Raw genomic sequence first — 19,814 nt, 5'->3', positions numbered from 1 at the left:
GGCGCGGGACCGGTTATGGTCCGAACACAACCCACGGGAGTCCGGTGCACCGGGCTGAGAGGGGGGCTGACGCGGCCCCCGACCGTCGAACCTGATCCGGATCATGCCGGCGCAGGGAGGAGCGTTCGTTGTTTCCTCGTTTGCACATCGTCACCGACTCGCTCGACGTCGTGCGAGGGGCGGTCGGCCACGGGCCGGTCGCGATCCAGGTGCGTGTCAAGACCTCCGATCGTGCGGCGTACGAGCTGACCGTCGCCGCGCTCGACGTGTGCCGCGCCGCCGGCGACGCGCTCTGCCTGGTGGACGACCGGGTGGGCGTGGCGCTGGCGGCCGGCGCGGACGGCGTGCACGTGGGCGCCGAGGACCTGCCCGTCTCCGCCGTACGGCGGGTCCTCGGTCCCGAGGCGATCGTCGGGGCGACCTGCCGCACGCCCGAGACCGCGGTCGCGGCGGTGCGGGACGGCGCCTCGTACCTCGGCACGGGCCCGGCGTTCGCCACCACCAGCAAGATCGGGCTGCCCAGCCCCATCGGGCCGGAGGGCATCGCGGCCGTGGTCGCCGCCGTGCCGGGCACGCCGGTCGTCGCCATCGGCGGGATCACCGCCGATCGGGTCGGGCTGCTGCGGTCGTACGGCGTCGCCGCGATCTCCGCGATCGCGGCGAACCCGGCCGGCGCCGCGAAGGCGTTCCTCGCGGCCCTGGACGAACGGGGCGAGGCATGAGCGAGATCGTGGTCGTCGGCGGCGGCATCATCGGGCTGTCGATCGCCTGGCGGCTCACCGAGCACGGCAAGGACGTCACCGTCCTCGACGGCGGCGACGAGGGCGCCTGGCAGGTCGCGGCGGGCATGCTCGCCCCCGGCGGCGAGTCCGTCTTCGAGGCTCCGGCGCTGGTGCGGCTCATGGAGCGGTCCGCCGACCTGTGGCCCGGCTTCGCGGCCGGGCTCGGCGTCGACGTGGGCTACGACGACACCGGCACGCTGAGCCTCGCAATGACCGCCGACGACGTGGCCGAGGCCGCCCGGCTCTGGACCAAGCAACAGCTTCCGTTGCTGCGCCCGAGCGAGCTGCGCGAGCTGGAGCCGGCCCTCTCCCCCCGGGTACGCATCGGCGTGCACTCGCCCCGCGAGCGCCAGGTCGACCCGCGCCGGGTGGTCGCCGCGCTGCGCGAGAGGCTCGGCGACCGGATCGTGCCGAAGCGGGTCGACGCCCTGTCCGACGTGGACGCGTCGACGATCGTGGTGGCCGCCGGCTGCGGCACCGCCAAGCTCACCGGCCTGCCGGTGCGCCCGGTGAAGGGCCAGGTGCTCCGGCTACGCGGCGAACCCGGGCTGCTGCGCCACGTGCTCGACGCGACGGTCGACGGCCGGTCGGTCTACGTGGTGCCGCGTCACGACGGCGAGATCGTCGTCGGTGCCACCCAGGAGGAGCGCACCGACCGCCAGGTCACCGCGGGCGGCGTCTACGAGCTGCTGCGCGCCGCGATCGAGCTGGTGCCCGGCCTCGCCGAGCTGGAGCTGACCGAGACGACCGTCGGGCACCGCCCCGGCACCCCCGACAACGCGCCCCTGATCGGGCAGCTCGAGCCGGGCGTCCTGGTGGCCGCCGGCCATCACCGCAACGGCATCCTGCTCGCCCCGGTGACCGCCGAGCTCATCGCCGGCCTCGTGCTGGGCGAGCAGGGAGATCCCGACTTCGACCCGAGGAGGTTCTGATGCGGCTGACCGTGAACGGGCGCAGCCTCGACACCGAGACGCAACTGTCGGTGCAGGCCCTGGTCGAGACGCTCACCGAGGCGCGGCGCGGCGTCGCGGTGGCGGTGAACGGCGAGGTCGTGCCCCGCTCGGCGTGGGCCGCCGTGCCGCTGGCCGAAGGCGACGCGGTCGAGGTGCTGACCGCGGCGCAGGGAGGCTGACATGCTCTTCGACAAGTCACGGCTGATCCTCGGCACGGGCGGCGCCAACAGCCTCGCGGCCCTCGAGGAGGCGATCGTCGCCGCCGAGACCGATCTGGTCACCGTCGCCCTGCGCCGCGTCGACGCGGCCGGCCCCGGGCTGCTGCCGATGCTCGACCGCCTGGGCGTGCGGGTGCTGCCGAACACGGCCGGCTGCTACACGGCCGGCGACGCGGTGAAGACGGCGCACATGGCCCGCGAGGCCTTCGAGACCGACCTGATCAAGCTGGAGGTCATCGGCGACGACCGCACGCTGCTCCCCGACGGGGTGGAGCTGCTGCGGGCCGCCGAGACGCTGGTCGCCGACGGGTTCACCGTGCTGCCGTACACCAGCGACGACCCGATCCTCGCCCGCCGCCTCGCCGACGTGGGCTGCGCCGCGGTGATGCCGGCCGGCTCGCCCATCGGCTCCGGGCTGGGCATCTCGAACCCGCACCACATCCGGCTGATCCGGCAGAGCGTCGACATCCCGGTCGTCCTCGACGCGGGCATCGGCACGGCCTCCGACGCGGCCCTCGCCATGGAGCTCGGCTGCGACGCCGTGCTGATCGCCAGCGCCATCACCCGCTCCGACGACCCGGCCGCGATGGCCGCCGCGATGCGCCACGCGGTGCTGGCGGGCCGGCTCGCCTACACCGCGGGCCGCATCCCGCGCCGCTTCCACGCGCTGGCGTCCACTTCGGACGACGGGCTCGCGCAGTGGTGACCCCCGCCGGGCTCGTCGTGCTCACCGACCGCCGATCCGCCGACGCGCCGTTGACCGAGGTGGTCCGGGCGGCGGTCCGCGGCGGCGCGGCCTGGGTCGTTCTCCGCGAGCGAGACCTGCCGTACGAGGAAAGAGCGGCCCTCGCGGCCCGGCTGCGCGACCTGGTGCCGCCCGGCCGCCTGATCGTCGCCGGCCCCGATCCGCTCGGCGGGGACGCGGTGCACCTGGCCGAGGCCGACCCGCTGCCGGACGGCGGCGTGGAGCTGATCGGGCGCTCCGCCCACTCGGCGCCGGCACTGTCCACTGAGCACTATGTGACGCTCTCGCCGATCTACCCGACGGCGACGAAGCCCGGGTACGGGCCGGCGCTGGGGCCGGCGAAGGCGGCGGCTCTCGCCGGGGAGGTGCCGTGGCTGGCGCTGGGCGGGATCGACTCGCCGGAGCGGGCGGCGGACTGCGCGCGAGTGGGCGCTCACGGGATCGCCGTGATGGGAGCCGTCATGCGGTCGGGCGACCCGGAACGGACGGCCGCCGAGCTGGCCGCCGCGTTCGCCGCCCCCCAAGATCACCCCCACCCCCACAGGGCCCGCCCTCCCAAGGGGGAGCCCCCATCGGTCAGTCTCCCCGATTTCGGCGATCTTCGCGGAGCCCCCTGTGGACAACCGCGCACTGTGGACAACGCGGCCCCGACAAGCGACCGGCCGACCAGGCCACCCGAGGCGCCCATGCCAACCGGCGCAACCACGCCAACCGGCGCGACCCGGCCAACCGGCGCAACCATGCCAACCGGGACGGCCCCCCGATGACAACTCCCCCCGTGCTTCTCACCATCGCCGGCTCCGACTCAGGCGGCGGCGCCGGCATCCAAGCCGACCTCAAGACCTTCGCCGCCCTGGGCGCCTACGGCACCTCGGTAATCACCGCCGTGACCGCCCAGAACACCTTGGGCGTCACCGCCATCCACCCCATCCCCGTCGACATCGTCGCCGCCCAGCTCGACGCGGTGCTGGCCGACTTCCCGGTGGCCGCCGTCAAGGTCGGCATGATCGGTGACCCCGCCGTGGCCGACCTGATCGTCCGGAACGCCCACCGCCTGCCCCATCTCGTCGTCGACCCGGTGCTGGTCGCCACCTCGGGCGCCCGCCTCGCCGACACCGCGGCCGTCGCGCCGCTGGTCTCGTACGACTGCGTCCTGACCCCGAACCGTGAGGAGGCCGCCGCCCTGACCGGTGGCACCGTCGACTCGGTCGAGGACATGGTCGCCGCGGCGGAGGCTTTGGCGAAGCGCGGGGCGCGCGCGGTGGTGGTGACCGGCAGCGAGATGGCGACCGACGTGCTGTGGCATGACGGCACCGCCGAGTTGCTGCCGGGCGAGCCGGTGCCGACGCGCAACAACCACGGTTCGGGCTGCACCTTCTCGTCGGCCGTCGCGGTGCGCCTTGCCGCGGGCGATCCGGTGCCGGTCGCGGTGCGGGAGGCCAAGAGGTATGTGGCCGCCGCGCTCGCCGGTGGCCGGGACTGGCATCTGGGGGCCGGGCCGGGCCCGCTGCACCACTTCATCTGAGCTCCGGCGGCGCCGGCGCGGGGTTCCGCGCTGCCGCTCACCGCCGGTTTTATACCGATTGGGGAGGAAAAGCATGAGGCGCAAGGTGTACGTCGAGGGACCGCGGCCGGACATGCGCGTGCCGTTCTCGGAGGTCGTGCTGAGCGACGGGAACGACCCCGTGCGGCTGTACGACACCTCGGGGCCGGGCAGCGATCCGGCGGTGGGACTGCCGCCGTTGCGCAAACCGTGGGGCACCCGCAAGACGCAGCTCGCCGCGGCCCGGGCCGGCGAGACGACGCCCGAGATGGAGTTCGTGGCGATCCGCGAGAACGTGCCGGTCGAGCTGGTCCGCTCGGAGATCGCCGCGGGGCGCGCGGTGCTGCCGGTGAACGTCAACCACCCCGAGTCCGAGCCAATGATCATCGGGTCGCGCTTCCTCGTGAAGGTCAACGCCAACATCGGCACCTCGGCGGTCACCTCGTCGATCGCCGAGGAGGTCGAGAAGATGACGTGGGCGACCCGCTGGGGCGCCGACACGGTGATGGACCTGTCCACCGGACCGCGCATCCACGAGACCCGCGAGGCGATCATGCGCAACTCGCCGGTGCCGATCGGGACCGTGCCGATCTACCAGGCGCTCGAAAAGGTCAAGGGCGACCCGGTCAAGCTGACCTGGGAGCTGTTCCGCGACACCATCATCGAGCAGGCCGAGCAGGGCGTCGACTACATGACGATCCACGCCGGCGTCCTGCTGCCGCACGTGCCCCTGGCCGCCGACCGGGTCACCGGCATCGTGTCGCGCGGTGGCTCGATCATGGCCGCCTGGTGCCTGGCGCACCACGAGGAGAACTTCCTCTACACCCACTACGACGAGCTTTGCGAGATCTTCGCGCGGTACGACATCACGTTCTCCCTCGGCGACGGCCTGCGCCCCGGCTCGATCGCCGACGCCAACGACGAGGCCCAGTTCGCCGAGCTGCGCACGCTGGGCGAGCTGACCCACCGCGCCTGGGAGTACGACGTGCAGGTCATGGTCGAGGGCCCCGGTCACGTGCCCATGCACAAGATCAAGGAGAACGTCGACCTCCAGGTGGAGCTCTGCGGCGGCGCGCCGTTCTACACCCTCGGCCCGCTCGCCACCGACATCGCGCCCGCGTACGACCACATCACCTCGGCGATCGGGGCCGCGATGATCGGCATGTACGGCACCGCGATGCTCTGCTACGTCACGCCCAAGGAGCACCTGGGCCTGCCCGACAAGGACGACGTGAAGGCCGGCATGATCGCCTACAAGATCGCCGCGCACTCCGCCGACCTGGCCAAGGGCCACCCCGGCGCCCAGGCCTGGGATAACGCCCTGTCCAAGGCCCGCTTCGAGTTCCGCTGGGAGGACCAGTTCGAGCTGGCCCTCGACCCCGAGACGGCCCGCGCCTACCACGACGAGACGATGCCCGCCCCCGCCGCCAAGACCGCGCACTTCTGCTCGATGTGCGGCCCGAAGTTCTGCTCCATGAAGATCAGCCACGAGCTGAAGGCCAAGGGCATGGCCCAGAAGTCCGAGGAGTTCGTCGAGGGCGGCAGCAAGGTCTACGTCCCGCTGACGACCCGCTGACAACTCTCGTGTCGCCTGCCGGCCAGCACGCTGGCCGGCAGGACGCCGACCACCACAAGGCAACGCCTAACGCACGTCCCAGACCGGCTCGGGGGTCTCGACGACCTCGCCGTCGCCCTGGAAGAGGACGAAGCGGTCGAAGGAACGGGTGAACCAGCGGTCGTGCGTCACCGCGATCACCGTGCCCTCGAACTGGCGCAGTCCTTCTTCCAGGGCCTCGGCCGAGGCCAGGTCGAGGTTGTCCGTCGGCTCGTCGAGCAGCAGCACCGTGGCGCCCGAGAGCTCCAGCAGCAGCACCAGGAAGCGGGCCTGCTGGCCGCCGGAGAGGGTGCCGAAGCGCTGGTCGCCCTGTCCGGCCAGCTCGTAGCGGTTGAGGGCCTTCATCGCGCCCGCCCGGTCCATGCCGGAGCGGTGGTCGTCGCCCCGCCAGAGGATCTCGACCAGGGTGCGCTCGAGCAGCTCGGGACGGTCGTGGGTCTGCGAGAAGTGGCCGGGCCGCACGCGCGCGCCGAGGCGGGCCACGCCGTTGTGGGCGACGTGGGCCAGCGGCGCGCCGTCGACCGGCTTGTTCTCCGCCTCGGGGTCGGTGCCGCCCGCGGCCAGCAGCCGCAGGAAGTGGGACTTGCCGGTGCCGTTCGCGCCGAGCACCGCGACGCGGTCGCCGTACCAGATCTCCAGGTCGAACGGGAACGTCAGGTCCTCGAGCTCCAGCTCCGAGCAGATCACCGCGCGTTTCGCCGTGCGGCCGCCGCGCAGGTTCATGCGCAGCGACTGGTCCTTGGGCGGCAGCGGTGGCGGGCCGGCCTCCTCGAACTTGCGCAGCTTGGTCTGGGCCGACTGGTAGCGCGACGCCATGTCGGAGTTGTAGGCCGCCTTCTGCTTGTACATCAGCATCTGCTCGCGCAGCTTCTGATGCTCCTCGTCCCAGCGCCGGCGATTTTCCTCCAGCTTCTCGTGGCGGTGCACGCGGGCCTCGTGCCACGACGCGAAGCCGCCCGGATGGATCCAGGCGCCGCCGCCCTCGACCGCGACCACCCGGTCGGCCGTCTGGGCCAGCAGCTCGCGGTCGTGCGAGACGTAGAGGACCGACTTGGGCGACTCGCGCAGCCGCGTCTCGAGCCAGCGCTTGCCCGGCACGTCGAGGAAGTTGTCGGGCTCGTCGAGCAGCAGCACCTCGTCGTCGCCGCGCAGCAGCAGGTCGAGGGCGAACCTCTTCTGCTGGCCGCCGCTGAGTGTCCGCACCGGACGGTGGCGCACCTCGTCCCAGGGCTTGCCGAGGATCGCGACCGCCACGGTGTCGAAGAGCACCTCGGCGTCGTAGCCTCCGCTCTCACCCCAATGGGCCAGGGCGTTGGCGTACGCGATCTGACTGCGCTCGCCGTCGTCGAGCGCCGCCGCGGCCCGCTCGAGCCGCTCCCCTGCCTCGCGCAGCGCGGGCTTGACCAGCGACAGGGCGAGGTCGGCAAGCGTACGGTCGTCGCCGATCATGCCGATGAACTGGCGCATGACGCCGAGCCCGCCGGAGCGCGCGATGCTGCCCTCCTGCAGGGGCAGGTCGCCGGCGACCATGCGCAGCAGCGTCGTCTTGCCCGCGCCGTTCGGGCCGACCAGCGCGACCTTGGTGCCCTCGCCGACCCGGAACGAGACGTCGGCGAAGAGCCGGCGCCCGTCGGGCAGCACGAATCCGGCTCCGGCGACATCCACGTACCCCATGGCGGTCATCCTCCCGGCTCGGTGCCGAGAAGTCAGCCGGATTTTCGCACCACGCGCAGCACGCGGAAGCCCTTCTTGCTGGCGACCCGCTCGACCTCCCAGCCGCCGGCCTCGAGCCAGGCGTGCAGCGAGTCACCGCCGAGATGGCGGTTGATGACCAGCCACGCGACCCCGCCGGGGGCGAGCCGCGGCAGCCAGCGCTCCATGATCGCGTGCAGCTCGGCCTTGCCCACGTGGGTCGGCGGGTTGCTCCAGATCTGGTCGAAGGTCACGTCCGGGTCCACCTCGTCGGGCGCGGAGACCTGGACCCTCAGCCCGAGCGAGGCGGCGTTCTCCTCGGTGAGCTGCCGGGCCCGGGAGTTGACGTCGACGGCGTGCACCACCGCGCCGGGCGCCGAGCGGGCCAGCACGCAGGCGATCGGCCCGTAACCACAGCCCAGGTCGAGCAAGACGCCGGCCGTCGTGGGCAGATCGGCCTTGGCCAGCAGGACGGCGGTGCCGGGGTCGAGCCGCCCCGAGGAGAACACGCCGGCCGCGGTGGCGAGCTTGTAGTCCCGGCCCGCCACGCTGAACTCGATCTCCCGGCGCTCGTCGGGTGTGCTCGGCTCGGCGCTGAAGTAATGGTCGGTGGTCACCAGGCAAGTCTGCCGCTGCGCGGCGCGCCGCGAACCTCCGGGGTGCCGCACAAACTGTGCGTTCATTGATCACCGTCCGCTCCTAGCGTGGCCCGCATGCGGTACGGCACCCCTTTCCGACCGGCCCACCGCGCGACCGCCGACGGCGGCCTGGTTCTGCTCGTCCGCGGCGTCGGATCCGCCGGCCACCGCCGGCCGGCTCAGCCGCGGGCCCGGCGCCGCGCCCGTGTGGAGCCGCTGCGCCCGTTCCAGCTCCTCACCCGCGGCCTGGCCGGGCTGATCCTGCTGGCGCTCGCCGGCATGTTCGCCTTCCTGGTGCTCGCCGACCGGTTCCAGGAGCGCGCGCCGGCGACCGCCCTTCCCGCCGGCGACGGGCTCGCCACGCGCTCGCTCAGCCTCGGCGATGTCTTCCCGGACCAGGAGGTCCTGCGACCGGCGGGGGCGGCCGGGCCGTACGCGATCGATCTGCGGCACATGAGCGGCGACTGCGCGGAGGCGACCATCGGCGGCCTCGGCCCGGTGCTCGAGCGGCACGGCTGCACCGAGGTGGTGCGCGCCGGCCTGCTCGCGCCGTACGGCGGCTATCGGGTCACGGCGGGCGCGTTCACGCTGGCCGACCCGGCAGCCGCCGCCGAGGTGGCGGATCTGGTGCGCGGCGTGGTCGAGGGCGACGACGGCGGCTTCGCCACGCTGCCCGCGAGCGAGGCCGGCGCGACCGCTCCGCAGGTGGGCTGGCAGGCCGGCGGCCACTACCTGCTCTACTGTGTGATCACCCGCGCCGACGGCCAGCTGGTGCCGAACGACGACCCGACCGCCCGGCGCATCACCGCCGAGATCGTCGACACCCACCTGGCCGGCGCGCTGGTCACGCCCGCATCCGCCGGGTAGCTTCCGCGCGCACCGCGTAGTCGGCCTCGTCCGGGTAGCCCACCTCGACCAGCGTCAGCCCGTGCGCGGGCGCCACGGTGACCTCGCTGGAGCGTTCCGTGCGGGTGAGCAGCGTCGCCGGCCATCCCGGGTCGCGGCGGCCGTCGCCGACGGTGAGCAACGCGCCGACGAGGCTGCGGACCATCGACTGGCAGAACGCGTCGGCCTGCACGGTGGCCACGCAGACGCCGTCGGGGTCGCGCCGCCAGTCGAGCCGGGTGATCGCCCGGATCGTCGTGGCGTGCTCCTTGCGCTTGCAGTAGGCGGCGTAGTCGTGCTCGCCGGTGAGCCACTGCGAGGCCGCGTTGAGCCGGTCGAGGTCGAGCGGCCGCACCCAGCCGAGGGTGTCGTGCCGGCGCAGCGGCTCCGGCCCCCACACGGTGTCCGCGACCCGGTATTCGTACCGGCGGAAGGTGGCGGAGAACCGCGCGTCGAAGGTCGGCGGGACCGGCCGCACCGCCCGCACCCGCGCGTCCGGCGGCATGAGCGCCGCCAGCCGTCGCAGCAGCGTGGCCTCCAACTGCTCCCAGGCGGGGACGGGCAGGTCGATGTGGCAGACCTGGCCGGAGGCGTGCACCCCTGCGTCCGTCCGCCCCGCGACGGTCAGCCCGAGCGGCACGTCACCGACCAGCCGACCGAACGCCTCGGCGAGCACGCCGGCGACCGTGCGGCGGCCGGGTTGCGCGGCCCAGCCGGAGAACTCGGCGCCGTCGTACGACACGTCCAGCCGCAGCCGGATCTGTTCCATCTGTCCCCCACATAAGCAAAGACCCGGCGCTCCCGCAGGGGGAGCGCCGGGTCTTTCGCGTTACGTCACGCCTTGGTGTCGTCGCCCTCGGCCTGGTCGCCCGGGCCCTCGGCGCCCTTGTCACCGGACGCGTTGACCGGAGCCTCGGCGTCCTGGTCGGCGTCGGTGTCGGCCTTCGCGGCGGGGGCGGAGGCGGGAGCCTCGTCCTCGCGGGCGAGAGCCTCGACCTTGTCCTGCTGCGCGGCGGCCTTGCGGGCGGCCTTCTTGGCCGGCGCGGTGGTCGCCGCCACCTGGAGCTCCTCGACCAGCTCGATGACGGCCATCGGAGCGGCGTCACCCTTGCGCGGGCCGGTCTTGGTGATCCGGGTGTAGCCACCCGGCCGGTTGCCGTAGCGCGGCGCGATCTGCTCGAACAGGGCGTACACGACGTCCTTGTCCTTCACCGTGGCCAGCACCCGGCGACGGTTGTGCAGGTCGCCGCGCTTGGCCTTGGTGATGAGCTGCTCAGCCAGGGGGCGCAGCCGGCGGGCCTTGGCCTCGGTGGTCTTGATCTTCCCGTGCCGGAAAAGCTCGGTGGCCAGGTTGGCCAGGATGAGCTTCTCGTGCGCCGGGCTGCCGCCGAGGCGGGCTCCCTTGGTGGGCGTGGGCATTCCTACTGCTCCTTTAGATGGCCGAGCTCAGTTGCTCAGAGCTGCTCGGTCTCGCGGTAATCGTCGGTGTCGTAGTCCACGTCGCCGAACGAGTCCACGACGTGAGCGGGGTCGAAGGACGGCGCGCTGTCCTTGAGGCCCAGGCCCATTCCGGCGAGCTTCATCTTGACCTCGTCGATCGACTTCTGACCGAAATTCCTTATATCCAGAAGGTCGGCCTCCGTCCGCCCGATCAGCTCCCCGACGGAGTTGATGCCCTCGCGCTTGAGGCAGTTGTACGACCGGACGGTGAGGTCCAGCTCCTCGATCGGCAGGGCCAGGTCGGCAGCGAGCTGCGCGTCCTGCGGCGACGGGCCGATGTCGATGCCCTCGGCGGTCTCGTCCAGCTCGCGGCAGAGACCGAACAGCTCGACCAGGGTCGAACCGGCGGACGCCAGCGCGGTGCGGGGCGAGATGGAGGCCTTCGACTCGACGTCGATGATGAGGCGGTCGAAGTCGGTGCGCTGCTCGACACGGGTCGCCTCGACGCGGTAGGTCACCTTCATGACCGGCGAGTAGATCGAGTCGACCGGGATGCGGCCGATCTCGGCGCCGGCGCTCTTGTTCTGCGCCGCCGTGACGTAGCCACGGCCCCGCTCGACGGTGAGCTCCATGTCGAGCCGGCCCTTGCTGTTGAGCGTGGCCAGCTTGAGGTCGGGGTTGTGCACGGACACGCCGGCCGGGGGCTGGATGTCACCGGCGGTGACGTCGCCCGGGCCCTGCTTGCGCAGGTACATGCTGACCGGCTCGTCGTGCTCGGAGCTGACGGTGAGCTCCTTGACGTTCATGACCAGCTCGACCACGTCCTCCTTGACACCGGGGATCGTGGTGAACTCGTGCAGGACGCCGTCGATCTTGATGCTGGTGACCGCCGCGCCGGGGATCGACGACAGCAGGGTACGCCGCAGCGAGTTGCCGAGGGTGTACCCGAAACCGGGCTCCAGCGGCTCGATGGTGAACCGGGAGCGGGTCTCGCTGATCGACTCCTCGGAGAGGGTCGGGCGCTGGCTGATGAGCACGCTGCTTCTTCTTTCTGTCGGGCCACCCACTATTTGATGGCCTTCGGTAGTGCACCGGGGGCGCCGAGCGGCGCCCCCGGCAGAGCGCTACTTGGAGTAGAGCTCGACGATCAGCTGCTCCTGGACCTGGGTGTCGATGACCGACCGGGCCGGGAGCGAGTGCACGAGGATCTTCATCTCGCTGGGGATGGGCTCGAGCCACGCGGGCACCGGCCGGGAACCGGCCTGCGCCTGGGCGACGACGAAGGGGGTCATCTCCTTCGACTTCTCCCGGACCGTGACGATGTCCTTCTCCTTGACGCGGTACGACGGGATGTCGACCTTCACGCCGTTGACCAGGAAGTGGCCGTGCTTGACCAGCTGCCGGGCCATGTCGCGGGACTGGGCGTAGCCGGCCCGGTAGACGACGTTGTCGAGGCGGGACTCGAGGATCTGCAGGAGGACCTCACCGGTCTTGCCCTGCTTGTTGACAGCCTCCTCGTAGTAACCGCGGAACTGCTTCTCGAGCACGCCGTACGCGCGGCGGGCCTTCTGCTTCTCGCGGTGCTGCAGGAGGTACTCGGTCTCCTTGGTCCGGCCGCGGCCGTGCTGGCCGGGCGGGAAGGGACGCGACTCGAACGGGCACTTCGGCCCGTCGCACTTGCTGCCCTTGAGGAACAGCTTCATCTTTTCGCGGCGGCAGCGCTTGCAGTCCGCACCTGTATAACGAGCCATGTCGATACTCCCCTCAGACCCGGCGACGCTTCGGCGGGCGGCAGCCGTTGTGCGGCTGCGGCGTGACGTCGGAGATCTGGCCGACCTCGAGACCAGCGGCCTGCAGCGAACGGATCGCGGTCTCGCGGCCGGAGCCGGGACCCTTGACGAACACGTCCACCTTGCGCATGCCGTGCTCCATCGCGCGGCGAGCGGCGGCCTCGGCGGCCAGCTGCGCGGCGAACGGGGTCGACTTGCGGGAGCCCTTGAAGCCCACCTGGCCGGAGGAGGCCCAGGAGATCACAGCACCGGTCGGGTCGGTGATCGACACGATGGTGTTGTTGAAGGTGCTCTTGATGTGCGCCTGCCCGTGGGCGACGTTCTTGCGTTCCTTGCGCCGGACCTTCTTTACAGCGGCCCCAGCGCGTGCCTTCGGTGGCATAAGTCAGTGCGCTCCTATTACTTCCGACCGGGCTTCTTCTTACCGGCGACCGTGCGCTTCGGGCCCTTGCGGGTACGAGCGTTGGTACGGGTCCGCTGGCCACGCACGGGGAGACCCCGGCGGTGGCGGATGCCGGCGTACGAGCCGATCTCGACCTTGCGGCGGATGTCCGCGGCGACCTCGCGGCGCAGGTCACCCTCAACCTTGAAATTGCCCTCGATGTAGTCGCGGAGCTGGACCAGCTCCTCGTCCGTGAGGTCCTTGGCGCGCTTGTTCAGGTCAATCGCGGTGGCGGTCAGTGCCTCGACGGCACGGGTGCGACCGATCCCGTAGATGTAGGTGAGCGCGATCTCCATCCGCTTCTCGCGGGGAAGATCGACGCCGACGAGTCGTGCCATAAGTGGGCGTACTCCTCAGAATCGTTCGGAGGTCTGGGCCCCTCCCACCCCGTCTGCCCGGACGGGCCCCGGCCTCCGCGCCGGGGGTATCACCACTGCTGTGGCTGGGACGAGCTCTTTCGTGTTTCGAGCTGGACCTGCGGGGCGCCAGCGACAGGGCGTCAGCCCTGGCGCTGCTTGTGGCGCGCGTCGGTCTTGCAGATGACCATGACGCGGCCGTGCCGCCGGATGACCCGGCAGTTGTTGCAGATCCGCTTGACGCTCGGCTTGACCTTCACGGTTTGCCTTAACTCTCAGCGGGACGGGAAACAAGGTCCCCCGCTCCCCGTCGTCACTTGTAGCGGTAGACGATTCGCCCACGGGTGAGGTCGTACGGCGAGAGCTCGACGACGACCCTGTCCTCGGGAAGGATGCGGATGTAGTGCTGCCGCATCTTGCCGGAGATGTGTGCAAGTACCTTGTGACCATTGGCGAGCTCAACGCGGAACATGGCGTTCGGCAGGGGCTCGATCACGCGGCCCTCGATCTCGATGGCTCCGTCTTTCTTAGGCATGTCCTCCGCTACCTGACACTGGGGTTCGGGGCTAGCGCGTCGTGCACCTTTTCAAGCGGGCCGAAAGGCCCTCTTGCCAGCCGCGGCTCCCGGCCGTCCTCGAAGCGCTGAGGACATGCGGGAGTGGACGCAGGCGCGCCAGCTAGCCAGTGTACGCCCGCGGAACAGCGACGCCAAACCGAGGTCGCCGCTACCCGTGGTCGGGTGTGTCGGCCACCTGAGAATCGGACATATCCCATTTTTGTCCGGGCGACGGGGGCAGCTGGCCCGGCTGTTGAGCCCGGAGGGCCTTGCGCTCGCGTTTGCGCTGTTTGCGCTCGCGTTTGCGGTCGCGCTCCTCGACCATCTTGCGCGGAGCGCCCCCGGCCAGGCCGCCGATGGTCGCGAAGAGCTGGATCGCGCCCCACGGGCCGGCCACCCAGATCGGCCAGAAGTATCCCCACTCGTTGCCGGCCAGGCTCGTGATGAACCAGATCGCCGTGGTGAGCAGCGTGACGAAGATCCAGGCGCTCCACACCTGGCCGACCCACTCCAGGGTGGCCTCGCGCCCGGCCGGCTTCACCGGCGTGGCCACAGCTGCCGGTTGCGCCGGCCGGCTGCCGGGGAGGTCGGCGATCAAGAGATCGAGGTCGCCGTACGTCTTCGCGGCGTACGCCCGCTGCAGGCGCTCGTCGTACTCGGCCAGGTCGAGACGGCCCTCGTCCAGCGCGGTCTTCAGCGTGTCGGCGATCTGCCGACGGTCGTCGTCGCCGGCACGCATCTCGTCACGGCCCATGCCTCAACCATGCCAGTCCGTCACCAGAACCGGAAGGCCGTCTCAGGGCCGCCGGGGCCTCAGGGCTGTCGGGAGGTCACCAGATCGCCGAGGCGGGCCCGGCCGCCGTCCGGCGCGGTGGTCACCCACACGCCGTCCTCGAGCAGCGCCATCGTGTGCTCCACGTGGGCGGCGAACGAGCCGTCGCGGGTCACCACGGTCCAGCCGTCGTCGAGCTCGGCCGTGCGCGGCGAGCCCATCGTGATCATCGGCTCGATCGCCAGGCAGAGGCCGGGCACCAGGCGCGGGCCCTTGCCGGGCTTGCCGTGGTTGAGCACGTGCGGGTCCTGGTGCATCTCGGTGCCGATGCCGTGGCCGCCGTAGCCGTCGACGATGCCGTACCGCCCGGCCTTACGAACCGCCTTCTCCACGTTGAAGGAGATGTCGGTGAGCTTGCCGCGGCCGTTCGCCGAGCCGCGCGCGGCGGCCGCGATGCCGGCCCACATGGCGTCCTCGGCCACCTCGGCCATGCGCAGCAGCGCCGGGTCGGTCTCGCCGACCCCGACCGTGATCGCGGAGTCGCCGTGCCAGCCGTCGAGGATCGCACCGCAGTCGAGCGAGATCAGGTCGCCCTCGCGCAGGATCTGCTCGGCGCTCGGGATGCCGTGGACGACCTGCTCGTTGACCGAGGCGCAGATCGACGCCGGGAAGCCGTGGTAGCCCTTGAACGACGGGACCGCGCCGGCGTCGCGAATGACCTTCTCGGCGATGGCGTCGAGGTCGGCCGTCGAGACGCCGGGCGCCACGGCCTCACGCATCGCCTGGAGCGCGGCGGCGACCACCAGGCCGGCGCCGCGCATCTTCTCGATCTGCTCGGGAGTCTTCAGTTGGATGTCGAGCTGGGGGCGGCGCACGTGCTCAGCCCCCGTAGGACCGCAGGGCGTCGATGGCGCGCACGGTGACGTCCTCGACCGGGCCGGTCGCGTCGATGCCCACGAGCTTGCCCTGCGCGCCGTAGAAGTCGACCAGCGGGGCGGTCTTCTCGGCGTACTCCACCAGGCGGTTGGCGATCGTCTCGGCCTTGTCGTCGTCGCGCTGGAACAGCTCCGACCCGCAGCGGTCGCAGATGTTCTCCTTGCTCGTCGGGTCGAACTCGACGTGCCAGATCTTGCCGCAGCCGCGGCAAGTCCGGCGGCCCGACAGCCGCCGGATGACCTCGTCGTCGTCGACCACGAGCTCCATCACCAGGTCGAGCGCGGTGCCCAGGTCGGCCAGGAGCTTGTCGAGCGCCGAGGCCTGGGGCACCGTGCGCGGGAAGCCGTCGAGCAGGAAGCCGTCGCCGGCGTCCGGCTCGGCCAGCCGGTCGCGCACCATGTTGATGGTCACCTCGTCGGGGACGAGCTGGCCCGCGTCCATGTACCGCTTGGCCTCGACGCCGAGCGGCGTGCCCTGCGACACGTTCGCCCGGAAGATGTCGCCCGTCGAGATCTTCGGTACGGCGAGATGGGCGGCGATGAACTCAGCCTGGGTCCCCTTGCCGGCCCCCGGAGGGCCCACCAGCACCAGCCGCACCTACATCGCCTCGCTTAGGTGAGTTGAGATCCTCGACGCAAGAGCCCCCCGGCTCCGCGGCGCCACTACCGGAGGAACCCTTCGTAGTTGCGCTGCATCAGCTGGCTCTCGATCTGCTTCACCGTCTCCAGACCCACGCCCACCATGATCAGCACCGCGGTACCGCCGAACGGGAAGTTCTGGTACTGCTGCTGGTCGAGCCAGATGAAGAAGAAGTTCGGCAGAACCGAGATCAGGCCCAGGTAGAGCGCTCCCGGCAGGGTGATCCGGCTGAGGATGAAGTCCAGGTAGTCGGCGGTCGGCTTGCCCGGGCGGATGCCCGGCACGAACCCACCGTACTTCTTCATGTTGTCAGCGACCTCGGTCGGGTTGAACGTGATCGAGACGTAGAAGTACGTGAAGAAGATGATCAGCAGGAAGTAGACGCCGATGTACAGCTCGCTGGTCGGGTCCGCCAGCCAGTTCTGGATCCAGACCTGATAGCCCTTGAGGTTGTTCGGGTCGAAGAACTGGAGGTAGAGCTGCGGCAGGTAGAGCAGCGACGAGGCGAAGATGACCGGGACGACACCCGCCTGGTTGACCTTGAGCGGGATGTAGGTCGACGTGCCGCCGTACATCCGCCGGCCGATCATGCGCTTCGCGTACTGCACCGGGATGCGGCGCTGGGCCTGCTCGATGAAGACCACCAGGCCGATGATGACCAGCACCAGCAGGATCACGAGGATGAATTTGCCGACGCCGCTCGACTCCTTGATCGACCAGCCCTCGCCGGGGAGGCGGGCCGCGATCGAGGTGAAGATGAGGACGGACATGCCGTTGCCGACACCGCGGTCGGTGATGAGCTCGCCGAGCCACATGACCATGCCGGTGCCGGCGGTCATGGTGAGCACCAGGACCGAGAGCGTGAGCCACATCGGCAGCCCGGTGTTCTCCGGGATGATCTGGGTGGCCGGGTTGGTCTGGTCGCAGGCGTTGCCGAAGAGCTGGCCGGTCCGCGCCAGGGCGACGAACGCCGAGGACTGCAGGACCGCGAGGCCCAGCGTCAGGTAACGCGTGTACTGCGTGATCTTCGCCTGGCCGGACTGGCCCTCCTTGCGGAGCTGCTCGAGGCGGGGAATCACCACGGTCAGCAGCTGCAGGATGATCGAGGCGGTGATGTACGGCATGATGCCGAGCGCGAACACCGAGAGCTGGAGCAGCGCGCCACCCGAGAACAGGTTCAGCAGGTTGAGGACGCCGCCGGAGTTCTGGTCGTTCACGATCTCGATGCACTTCTGCACGTTGGTGTAGGAGACACCGGGGCTGGGCAACGTGGCACCGAGCCTGTACAGCGCAATGATCGCGACCGTGAACAACAGTTTCTTGCGCAGGTCAGGCGTCCGGAACGCACTGGTAAAGGCGGAGAGCAACTTCTTCCTCCTGCGCGAGGTTTACCGCCGCGTCGGGCGGGTGGGGGAAGGCATCGGTCCGGACGACCGATATCTCTAGCTGGGAACGGACTCTAACAGTCTTGCCGCCCTACGGTGGAGCACGGTAGCCGTCACCGCGGGTAGGCATTTCACCCGGTTATGAAACCCCAGGTCAGACGCCACAATGGGGATGCTGCCCGAACGACGCGTTTCGCGTCGCCCGGGCGAGCACCCCCACGAGCATCACAGCTCGGTGGTGGAACCACCGGCAGCGGCGATCTTCTCCTTGGCCGACTCGCTGAACGCGTGCGCCGAGACGGTCAGCGACACGCCGTCCAGCTCGCCCGAGCCCAGCACCTTGACCAGCTGGCCCTTGCGGACCGCGCCGGCCTGCACCAGCTCGTCCGGGCCGACCTCGCCGCCGTTCGGGAACAGCGCGGCGAGACGGTCCAGGTTGACGACCTGGAAGACGACCTTGTTCTTGTTCTTGAAGCCCTTCAGCTTCGGCAGCCGCATGTGGATGGGCATCTGCCCACCCTCGAAGCTGGCCGGAACCTGGTAGCGGGCCTTGGTGCCCTTGGTACCGCGACCGGCGGTCTTGCCCTTCGAGCCCTCACCGCGACCCACGCGGGTCTTCGGCGTCTTGGCTCCGGGCGCCGGGCGGAGGTGGTGGACCTTGATCGCCATTACTCGACCTCCTCAACAGTGACGAGGTGGTTCACGGCGAAGATCATGCCCCGGATCTCGGGACGGTCCTCCTTGACCACCACATCGTTGATCCGCTTCAGGCCGAGCGAACGCAGCGAGTCACGCTGGTTCTGCTTGCGCCCGATCTCGGACCGGATCTGGGTGACCTTCAAACGCGCCATCAGTGCACCGCCGCTTCCGCACGCGCCGCCAGCATGGCCGCCGGCGCCACGTCCTCGACCGGCAGGCCACGGCGAGCCGCGACCTTCTCCGGCGACTCGAGGCCCTTCAGCGCGGCCACCGTCGCGTGCACGATGTTGATCGGGTTCGACGAGCCGAGGCTCTTCGAGAGCACGTCGTGGATGCCGGCGCACTCGAGCACGGCGCGCACCGGGCCACCGGCGATGACACCGGTACCGGCGGAGGCCGGCTTGAGGAGCACGACACCCGCGGCGGCCTCGCCGGTGATCGGGTGCGGGATCGTGGAGCCGATCCGCGGCACCTTGAAGAAGTGCTTCTTGGCCTCCTCGACGCCCTTGGCGATGGCCGCGGGCACCTCCTTGGCCTTTCCGTAGCCGATGCCGACGGTGCCGTCGCCGTCGCCCACGATCACCAGAGCGGTGAAGCTGAAGCGACGACCGCCCTTGACGACCTTGGCGACACGGTTGATCGCCACGACCCGCTCGAGGTGCGGGGTCTTCTCGACGGGCGCGTTGCCGCGGCCGCCCTCACGGCGGTTGTCCCGGCGGTTGCCACCCTCGGTGTTACCGCCGGACCCGCCGCCTCGGCGCTGCTGACCAGGCATTGGTCAATTCCTCCTAGAACTCGAGTCCGGCTTCGCGAGCGGCATCCGCAAGCGCGGCGATACGCCCCGCGTACTTGTTGCCACCGCGGTCGAAGACGACCTTGGACACGCCCGCGGCCTTGGCCCGCTCGGCGAGGAGCGCGCCGACCTTGCCGGCCAGGGCGCTCTTGTCACCCTCGGTGCCCCGCAGCGAGGCGTCGAGCGTGGAGGCCGAGGCCAGGGTGTGGCCCTGGAGGTCGTCGATGATCTGCGCGGTGATGTGCCGCGTGGAACGGGTGACGACCAGACGCGGGCGCTCTGCGGTACCGCGGAGGTTCCGGCGGACCCGGAAGTGCCGACGCGCCTTTCCGACAGCCCGCTTGGCGGCGACACCCGCGCCGTTGCGACGCTTGAGAAGCGTGGCGGTCACTTCTTACCTGCCTTTCCAGCCTTGCGGCGGATGACCTCGCCCTGGTACTTCACGCCCTTGCCCTTGTAGGGCTCCGGCGGGCGGATCTTCCGAATGTTGGCGGCCACCTCGCCGACCAGCTGCTTGTCGATGCCCGAGACCGTGAACTGGGTCGGCTTCTCGACGGAGAAGCTGATGCCCGCCGGCGGCACGACGTTTACCGGGTGCGAGAAGCCGAGGGCGAACTCGAGGTCCTTGCCCTTGGCCGTGACCCGGTAACCGGTGCCGTTGATCTCGAGCGTCTTCTTGTAGCCCTCGGTGACGCCGATGATCATGTTGGCGACCAGGGTACGCGACAGGCCGTGGAGCTCCTTGGCCTTGCGCTCGTCGTTGGGGCGGTTGACGTGCAGCTCGGCACCGTCCTTCTCGACCGTGATCGGCTCCGAGACGGTGTGCGACAGCTCGCCCTTGGGGCCCTTGACCTTGACGGTCTGGCCCGTGATGGTGACATCGACGCCGGCCGGGACCGGGATCGACTTACGTCCGATTCGCGACATGGTTTCTC

Annotated in this window: 26 protein-coding genes, 1 pseudogene and 1 riboswitch; of the genes and pseudogenes, 8 read left to right on the top strand and 19 right to left on the bottom strand. The window is 70.6% G+C overall.

All coding sequences use genetic code 11. The features are described 5' to 3' along the window. The first annotated feature begins 23 nt into the window (after window positions 1-23). A riboswitch (TPP riboswitch) is annotated at window positions 24-135 on the top strand. The 7 genes and pseudogenes from Ade02nite_RS13450 to thiC all read left to right on the top strand — a co-directional run bounded on the left by Ade02nite_RS13450 (window position 129) and on the right by thiC (window position 5,817). Further along, window positions 129-722 (top strand): thiamine phosphate synthase, encoded by a 594-nt coding sequence (locus Ade02nite_RS13450; RefSeq protein ID WP_239168728.1) that lies wholly within the window; start codon window positions 129-131, stop codon window positions 720-722. It overlaps the preceding riboswitch by 7 nt. After that, window positions 719-1,714: a glycine oxidase ThiO gene (gene thiO / locus Ade02nite_RS13445; RefSeq protein ID WP_203761936.1), complete on the top strand. Its 996-nt coding sequence runs from the start codon at window positions 719-721 to the stop codon at window positions 1,712-1,714. Before Ade02nite_RS13450 ends, thiO begins: the two co-directional genes overlap by 4 nt. Further along, window positions 1,714-1,914, top strand: a complete 201-nt coding sequence (gene thiS / locus Ade02nite_RS13440) for a sulfur carrier protein ThiS (protein ID WP_203761935.1) — start codon at window positions 1,714-1,716, stop codon at window positions 1,912-1,914. Before thiO ends, thiS begins: the two co-directional genes overlap by 1 nt. A gap of 1 nt (window position 1,915) precedes the next feature. Then, on the top strand, window positions 1,916-2,659 hold the full coding sequence (locus tag Ade02nite_RS13435; protein WP_203761934.1) for a thiazole synthase: 744 nt from the start codon (window positions 1,916-1,918) through the stop codon (window positions 2,657-2,659). Then, window positions 2,653-3,210: pseudogene (locus Ade02nite_RS49225) on the top strand (thiamine phosphate synthase); the annotation flags it as partial. The gene Ade02nite_RS13435 and the pseudogene Ade02nite_RS49225, both read left to right, overlap by 7 nt. Window positions 3,211-3,461: 251 nt before the next feature. Next, the gene (thiD, locus tag Ade02nite_RS13425) at window positions 3,462-4,223 is read left to right on the top strand and encodes a bifunctional hydroxymethylpyrimidine kinase/phosphomethylpyrimidine kinase (protein WP_203761932.1); all 762 of its coding nucleotides are present in this window, start codon (window positions 3,462-3,464) and stop codon (window positions 4,221-4,223) included. 73 nt (window positions 4,224-4,296) lie between these two features. After that, entirely contained in the window at window positions 4,297-5,817 is a 1,521-nt protein-coding gene (gene thiC, locus Ade02nite_RS13420) for a phosphomethylpyrimidine synthase ThiC (protein ID WP_203761931.1), read from the top strand. A gap of 66 nt (window positions 5,818-5,883) precedes the next feature. Here thiC and Ade02nite_RS13415 read toward each other — a convergent pair whose 3' ends face one another. Together Ade02nite_RS13415 and Ade02nite_RS13410 are read right to left on the bottom strand one after the other, a co-directional pair. Then, window positions 5,884-7,530 (bottom strand): ABC-F family ATP-binding cassette domain-containing protein, encoded by a 1,647-nt coding sequence (locus Ade02nite_RS13415; protein WP_203761930.1) that lies wholly within the window; start codon window positions 7,528-7,530, stop codon window positions 5,884-5,886. Between the two features lie 32 nt (window positions 7,531-7,562). Next, on the bottom strand, window positions 7,563-8,165 hold the full coding sequence (locus Ade02nite_RS13410; RefSeq protein ID WP_203761929.1) for a class I SAM-dependent methyltransferase: 603 nt from the start codon (window positions 8,163-8,165) through the stop codon (window positions 7,563-7,565). Window positions 8,166-8,261: 96 nt separating this feature from the next. Here Ade02nite_RS13410 and Ade02nite_RS13405 point away from each other — a divergent pair, with 96 nt between their 5' ends. Beyond that, window positions 8,262-9,053 carry a hypothetical protein gene (locus Ade02nite_RS13405; protein ID WP_203761928.1) on the top strand — a complete coding sequence of 264 codons (792 nt, stop codon included), beginning with the start codon at window positions 8,262-8,264 and terminating at the stop codon, window positions 9,051-9,053. Here the strand turns inward: Ade02nite_RS13405 and truA are convergent. The 17 genes from truA to rplF form a co-directional block, all read right to left on the bottom strand. Beyond that, window positions 9,031-9,840, bottom strand: coding sequence for a tRNA pseudouridine(38-40) synthase TruA (gene truA / locus Ade02nite_RS13400; protein ID WP_203761927.1), 810 nt, complete (start codon window positions 9,838-9,840; stop codon window positions 9,031-9,033). The two genes, Ade02nite_RS13405 and truA, sit on opposite strands and share 23 nt — an antisense overlap. 65 nt (window positions 9,841-9,905) lie before the next feature. After that, window positions 9,906-10,490, bottom strand: coding sequence for a 50S ribosomal protein L17 (rplQ, locus tag Ade02nite_RS13395; RefSeq protein WP_203761926.1), 585 nt, complete (start codon window positions 10,488-10,490; stop codon window positions 9,906-9,908). Window positions 10,491-10,525: 35 nt separating this feature from the next. Then, on the bottom strand, window positions 10,526-11,548 hold the full coding sequence (locus Ade02nite_RS13390; protein WP_097322755.1) for a DNA-directed RNA polymerase subunit alpha: 1,023 nt from the start codon (window positions 11,546-11,548) through the stop codon (window positions 10,526-10,528). Between the two features lie 87 nt (window positions 11,549-11,635). Then, a complete protein-coding gene (gene rpsD, locus Ade02nite_RS13385) occupies window positions 11,636-12,262 on the bottom strand; it encodes a 30S ribosomal protein S4 (RefSeq protein ID WP_203761925.1) in 627 nt (208 codons plus the stop codon). A gap of 13 nt (window positions 12,263-12,275) precedes the next feature. Next, a complete protein-coding gene (rpsK, locus tag Ade02nite_RS13380) occupies window positions 12,276-12,683 on the bottom strand; it encodes a 30S ribosomal protein S11 (protein WP_014440747.1) in 408 nt (135 codons plus the stop codon). A gap of 17 nt (window positions 12,684-12,700) precedes the next feature. Next, the gene (rpsM, locus tag Ade02nite_RS13375) at window positions 12,701-13,081 is read right to left on the bottom strand and encodes a 30S ribosomal protein S13 (RefSeq protein ID WP_097322757.1); all 381 of its coding nucleotides are present in this window, start codon (window positions 13,079-13,081) and stop codon (window positions 12,701-12,703) included. 161 nt (window positions 13,082-13,242) lie between these two features. Then, window positions 13,243-13,359: a 50S ribosomal protein L36 gene (gene rpmJ, locus Ade02nite_RS13370; protein ID WP_015619018.1), complete on the bottom strand. Its 117-nt coding sequence runs from the start codon at window positions 13,357-13,359 to the stop codon at window positions 13,243-13,245. 53 nt (window positions 13,360-13,412) lie between these two features. Further along, a complete protein-coding gene (gene infA, locus Ade02nite_RS13365) occupies window positions 13,413-13,634 on the bottom strand; it encodes a translation initiation factor IF-1 (RefSeq protein ID WP_007073013.1) in 222 nt (73 codons plus the stop codon). A gap of 190 nt (window positions 13,635-13,824) precedes the next feature. Next, window positions 13,825-14,394 (bottom strand): DUF1707 SHOCT-like domain-containing protein, encoded by a 570-nt coding sequence (locus Ade02nite_RS13360; protein ID WP_203761952.1) that lies wholly within the window; start codon window positions 14,392-14,394, stop codon window positions 13,825-13,827. Between the two features lie 74 nt (window positions 14,395-14,468). Then, on the bottom strand, window positions 14,469-15,302 hold the full coding sequence (map, locus tag Ade02nite_RS13355) for a type I methionyl aminopeptidase (RefSeq protein WP_203761924.1): 834 nt from the start codon (window positions 15,300-15,302) through the stop codon (window positions 14,469-14,471). 4 nt (window positions 15,303-15,306) lie between these two features. After that, entirely contained in the window at window positions 15,307-15,960 is a 654-nt protein-coding gene (locus tag Ade02nite_RS13350) for an adenylate kinase (RefSeq protein WP_030436520.1), read from the bottom strand. A 65-nt stretch (window positions 15,961-16,025) separates the two neighbouring features. Then, window positions 16,026-17,369, bottom strand: coding sequence for a preprotein translocase subunit SecY (gene secY, locus Ade02nite_RS13345; RefSeq protein WP_203761923.1), 1,344 nt, complete (start codon window positions 17,367-17,369; stop codon window positions 16,026-16,028). 243 nt (window positions 17,370-17,612) lie between these two features. Then, complete coding sequence (gene rplO / locus Ade02nite_RS13340; protein ID WP_203761922.1) at window positions 17,613-18,056, bottom strand: 50S ribosomal protein L15; 444 nt, start codon at window positions 18,054-18,056, stop codon at window positions 17,613-17,615. Continuing rightward, window positions 18,056-18,238 (bottom strand): 50S ribosomal protein L30, encoded by a 183-nt coding sequence (gene rpmD, locus Ade02nite_RS13335; protein ID WP_014687772.1) that lies wholly within the window; start codon window positions 18,236-18,238, stop codon window positions 18,056-18,058. Before rpmD ends, rplO begins: the two co-directional genes overlap by 1 nt. Then, window positions 18,238-18,861: a 30S ribosomal protein S5 gene (gene rpsE, locus Ade02nite_RS13330; protein WP_203761921.1), complete on the bottom strand. Its 624-nt coding sequence runs from the start codon at window positions 18,859-18,861 to the stop codon at window positions 18,238-18,240. The genes rpmD and rpsE overlap by 1 nt, the downstream gene beginning before the upstream one ends. A gap of 13 nt (window positions 18,862-18,874) precedes the next feature. Beyond that, window positions 18,875-19,270, bottom strand: a complete 396-nt coding sequence (gene rplR / locus Ade02nite_RS13325) for a 50S ribosomal protein L18 (RefSeq protein ID WP_203761920.1) — start codon at window positions 19,268-19,270, stop codon at window positions 18,875-18,877. Continuing rightward, window positions 19,267-19,806 carry a 50S ribosomal protein L6 gene (gene rplF / locus Ade02nite_RS13320; RefSeq protein WP_203761919.1) on the bottom strand — a complete coding sequence of 180 codons (540 nt, stop codon included), beginning with the start codon at window positions 19,804-19,806 and terminating at the stop codon, window positions 19,267-19,269. The genes rplR and rplF overlap by 4 nt, the downstream gene beginning before the upstream one ends. Between the last annotated feature and the right edge of the window lie 8 nt (window positions 19,807-19,814).

Source organism: Paractinoplanes deccanensis (assembly GCF_016862115.1).
GTDB lineage: Bacteria > Actinomycetota > Actinomycetes > Mycobacteriales > Micromonosporaceae > Actinoplanes > Actinoplanes deccanensis.
Note: the sequence above shows the minus strand (reverse complement) of the source record. Positions and strands in the feature narration are given on the sequence as shown.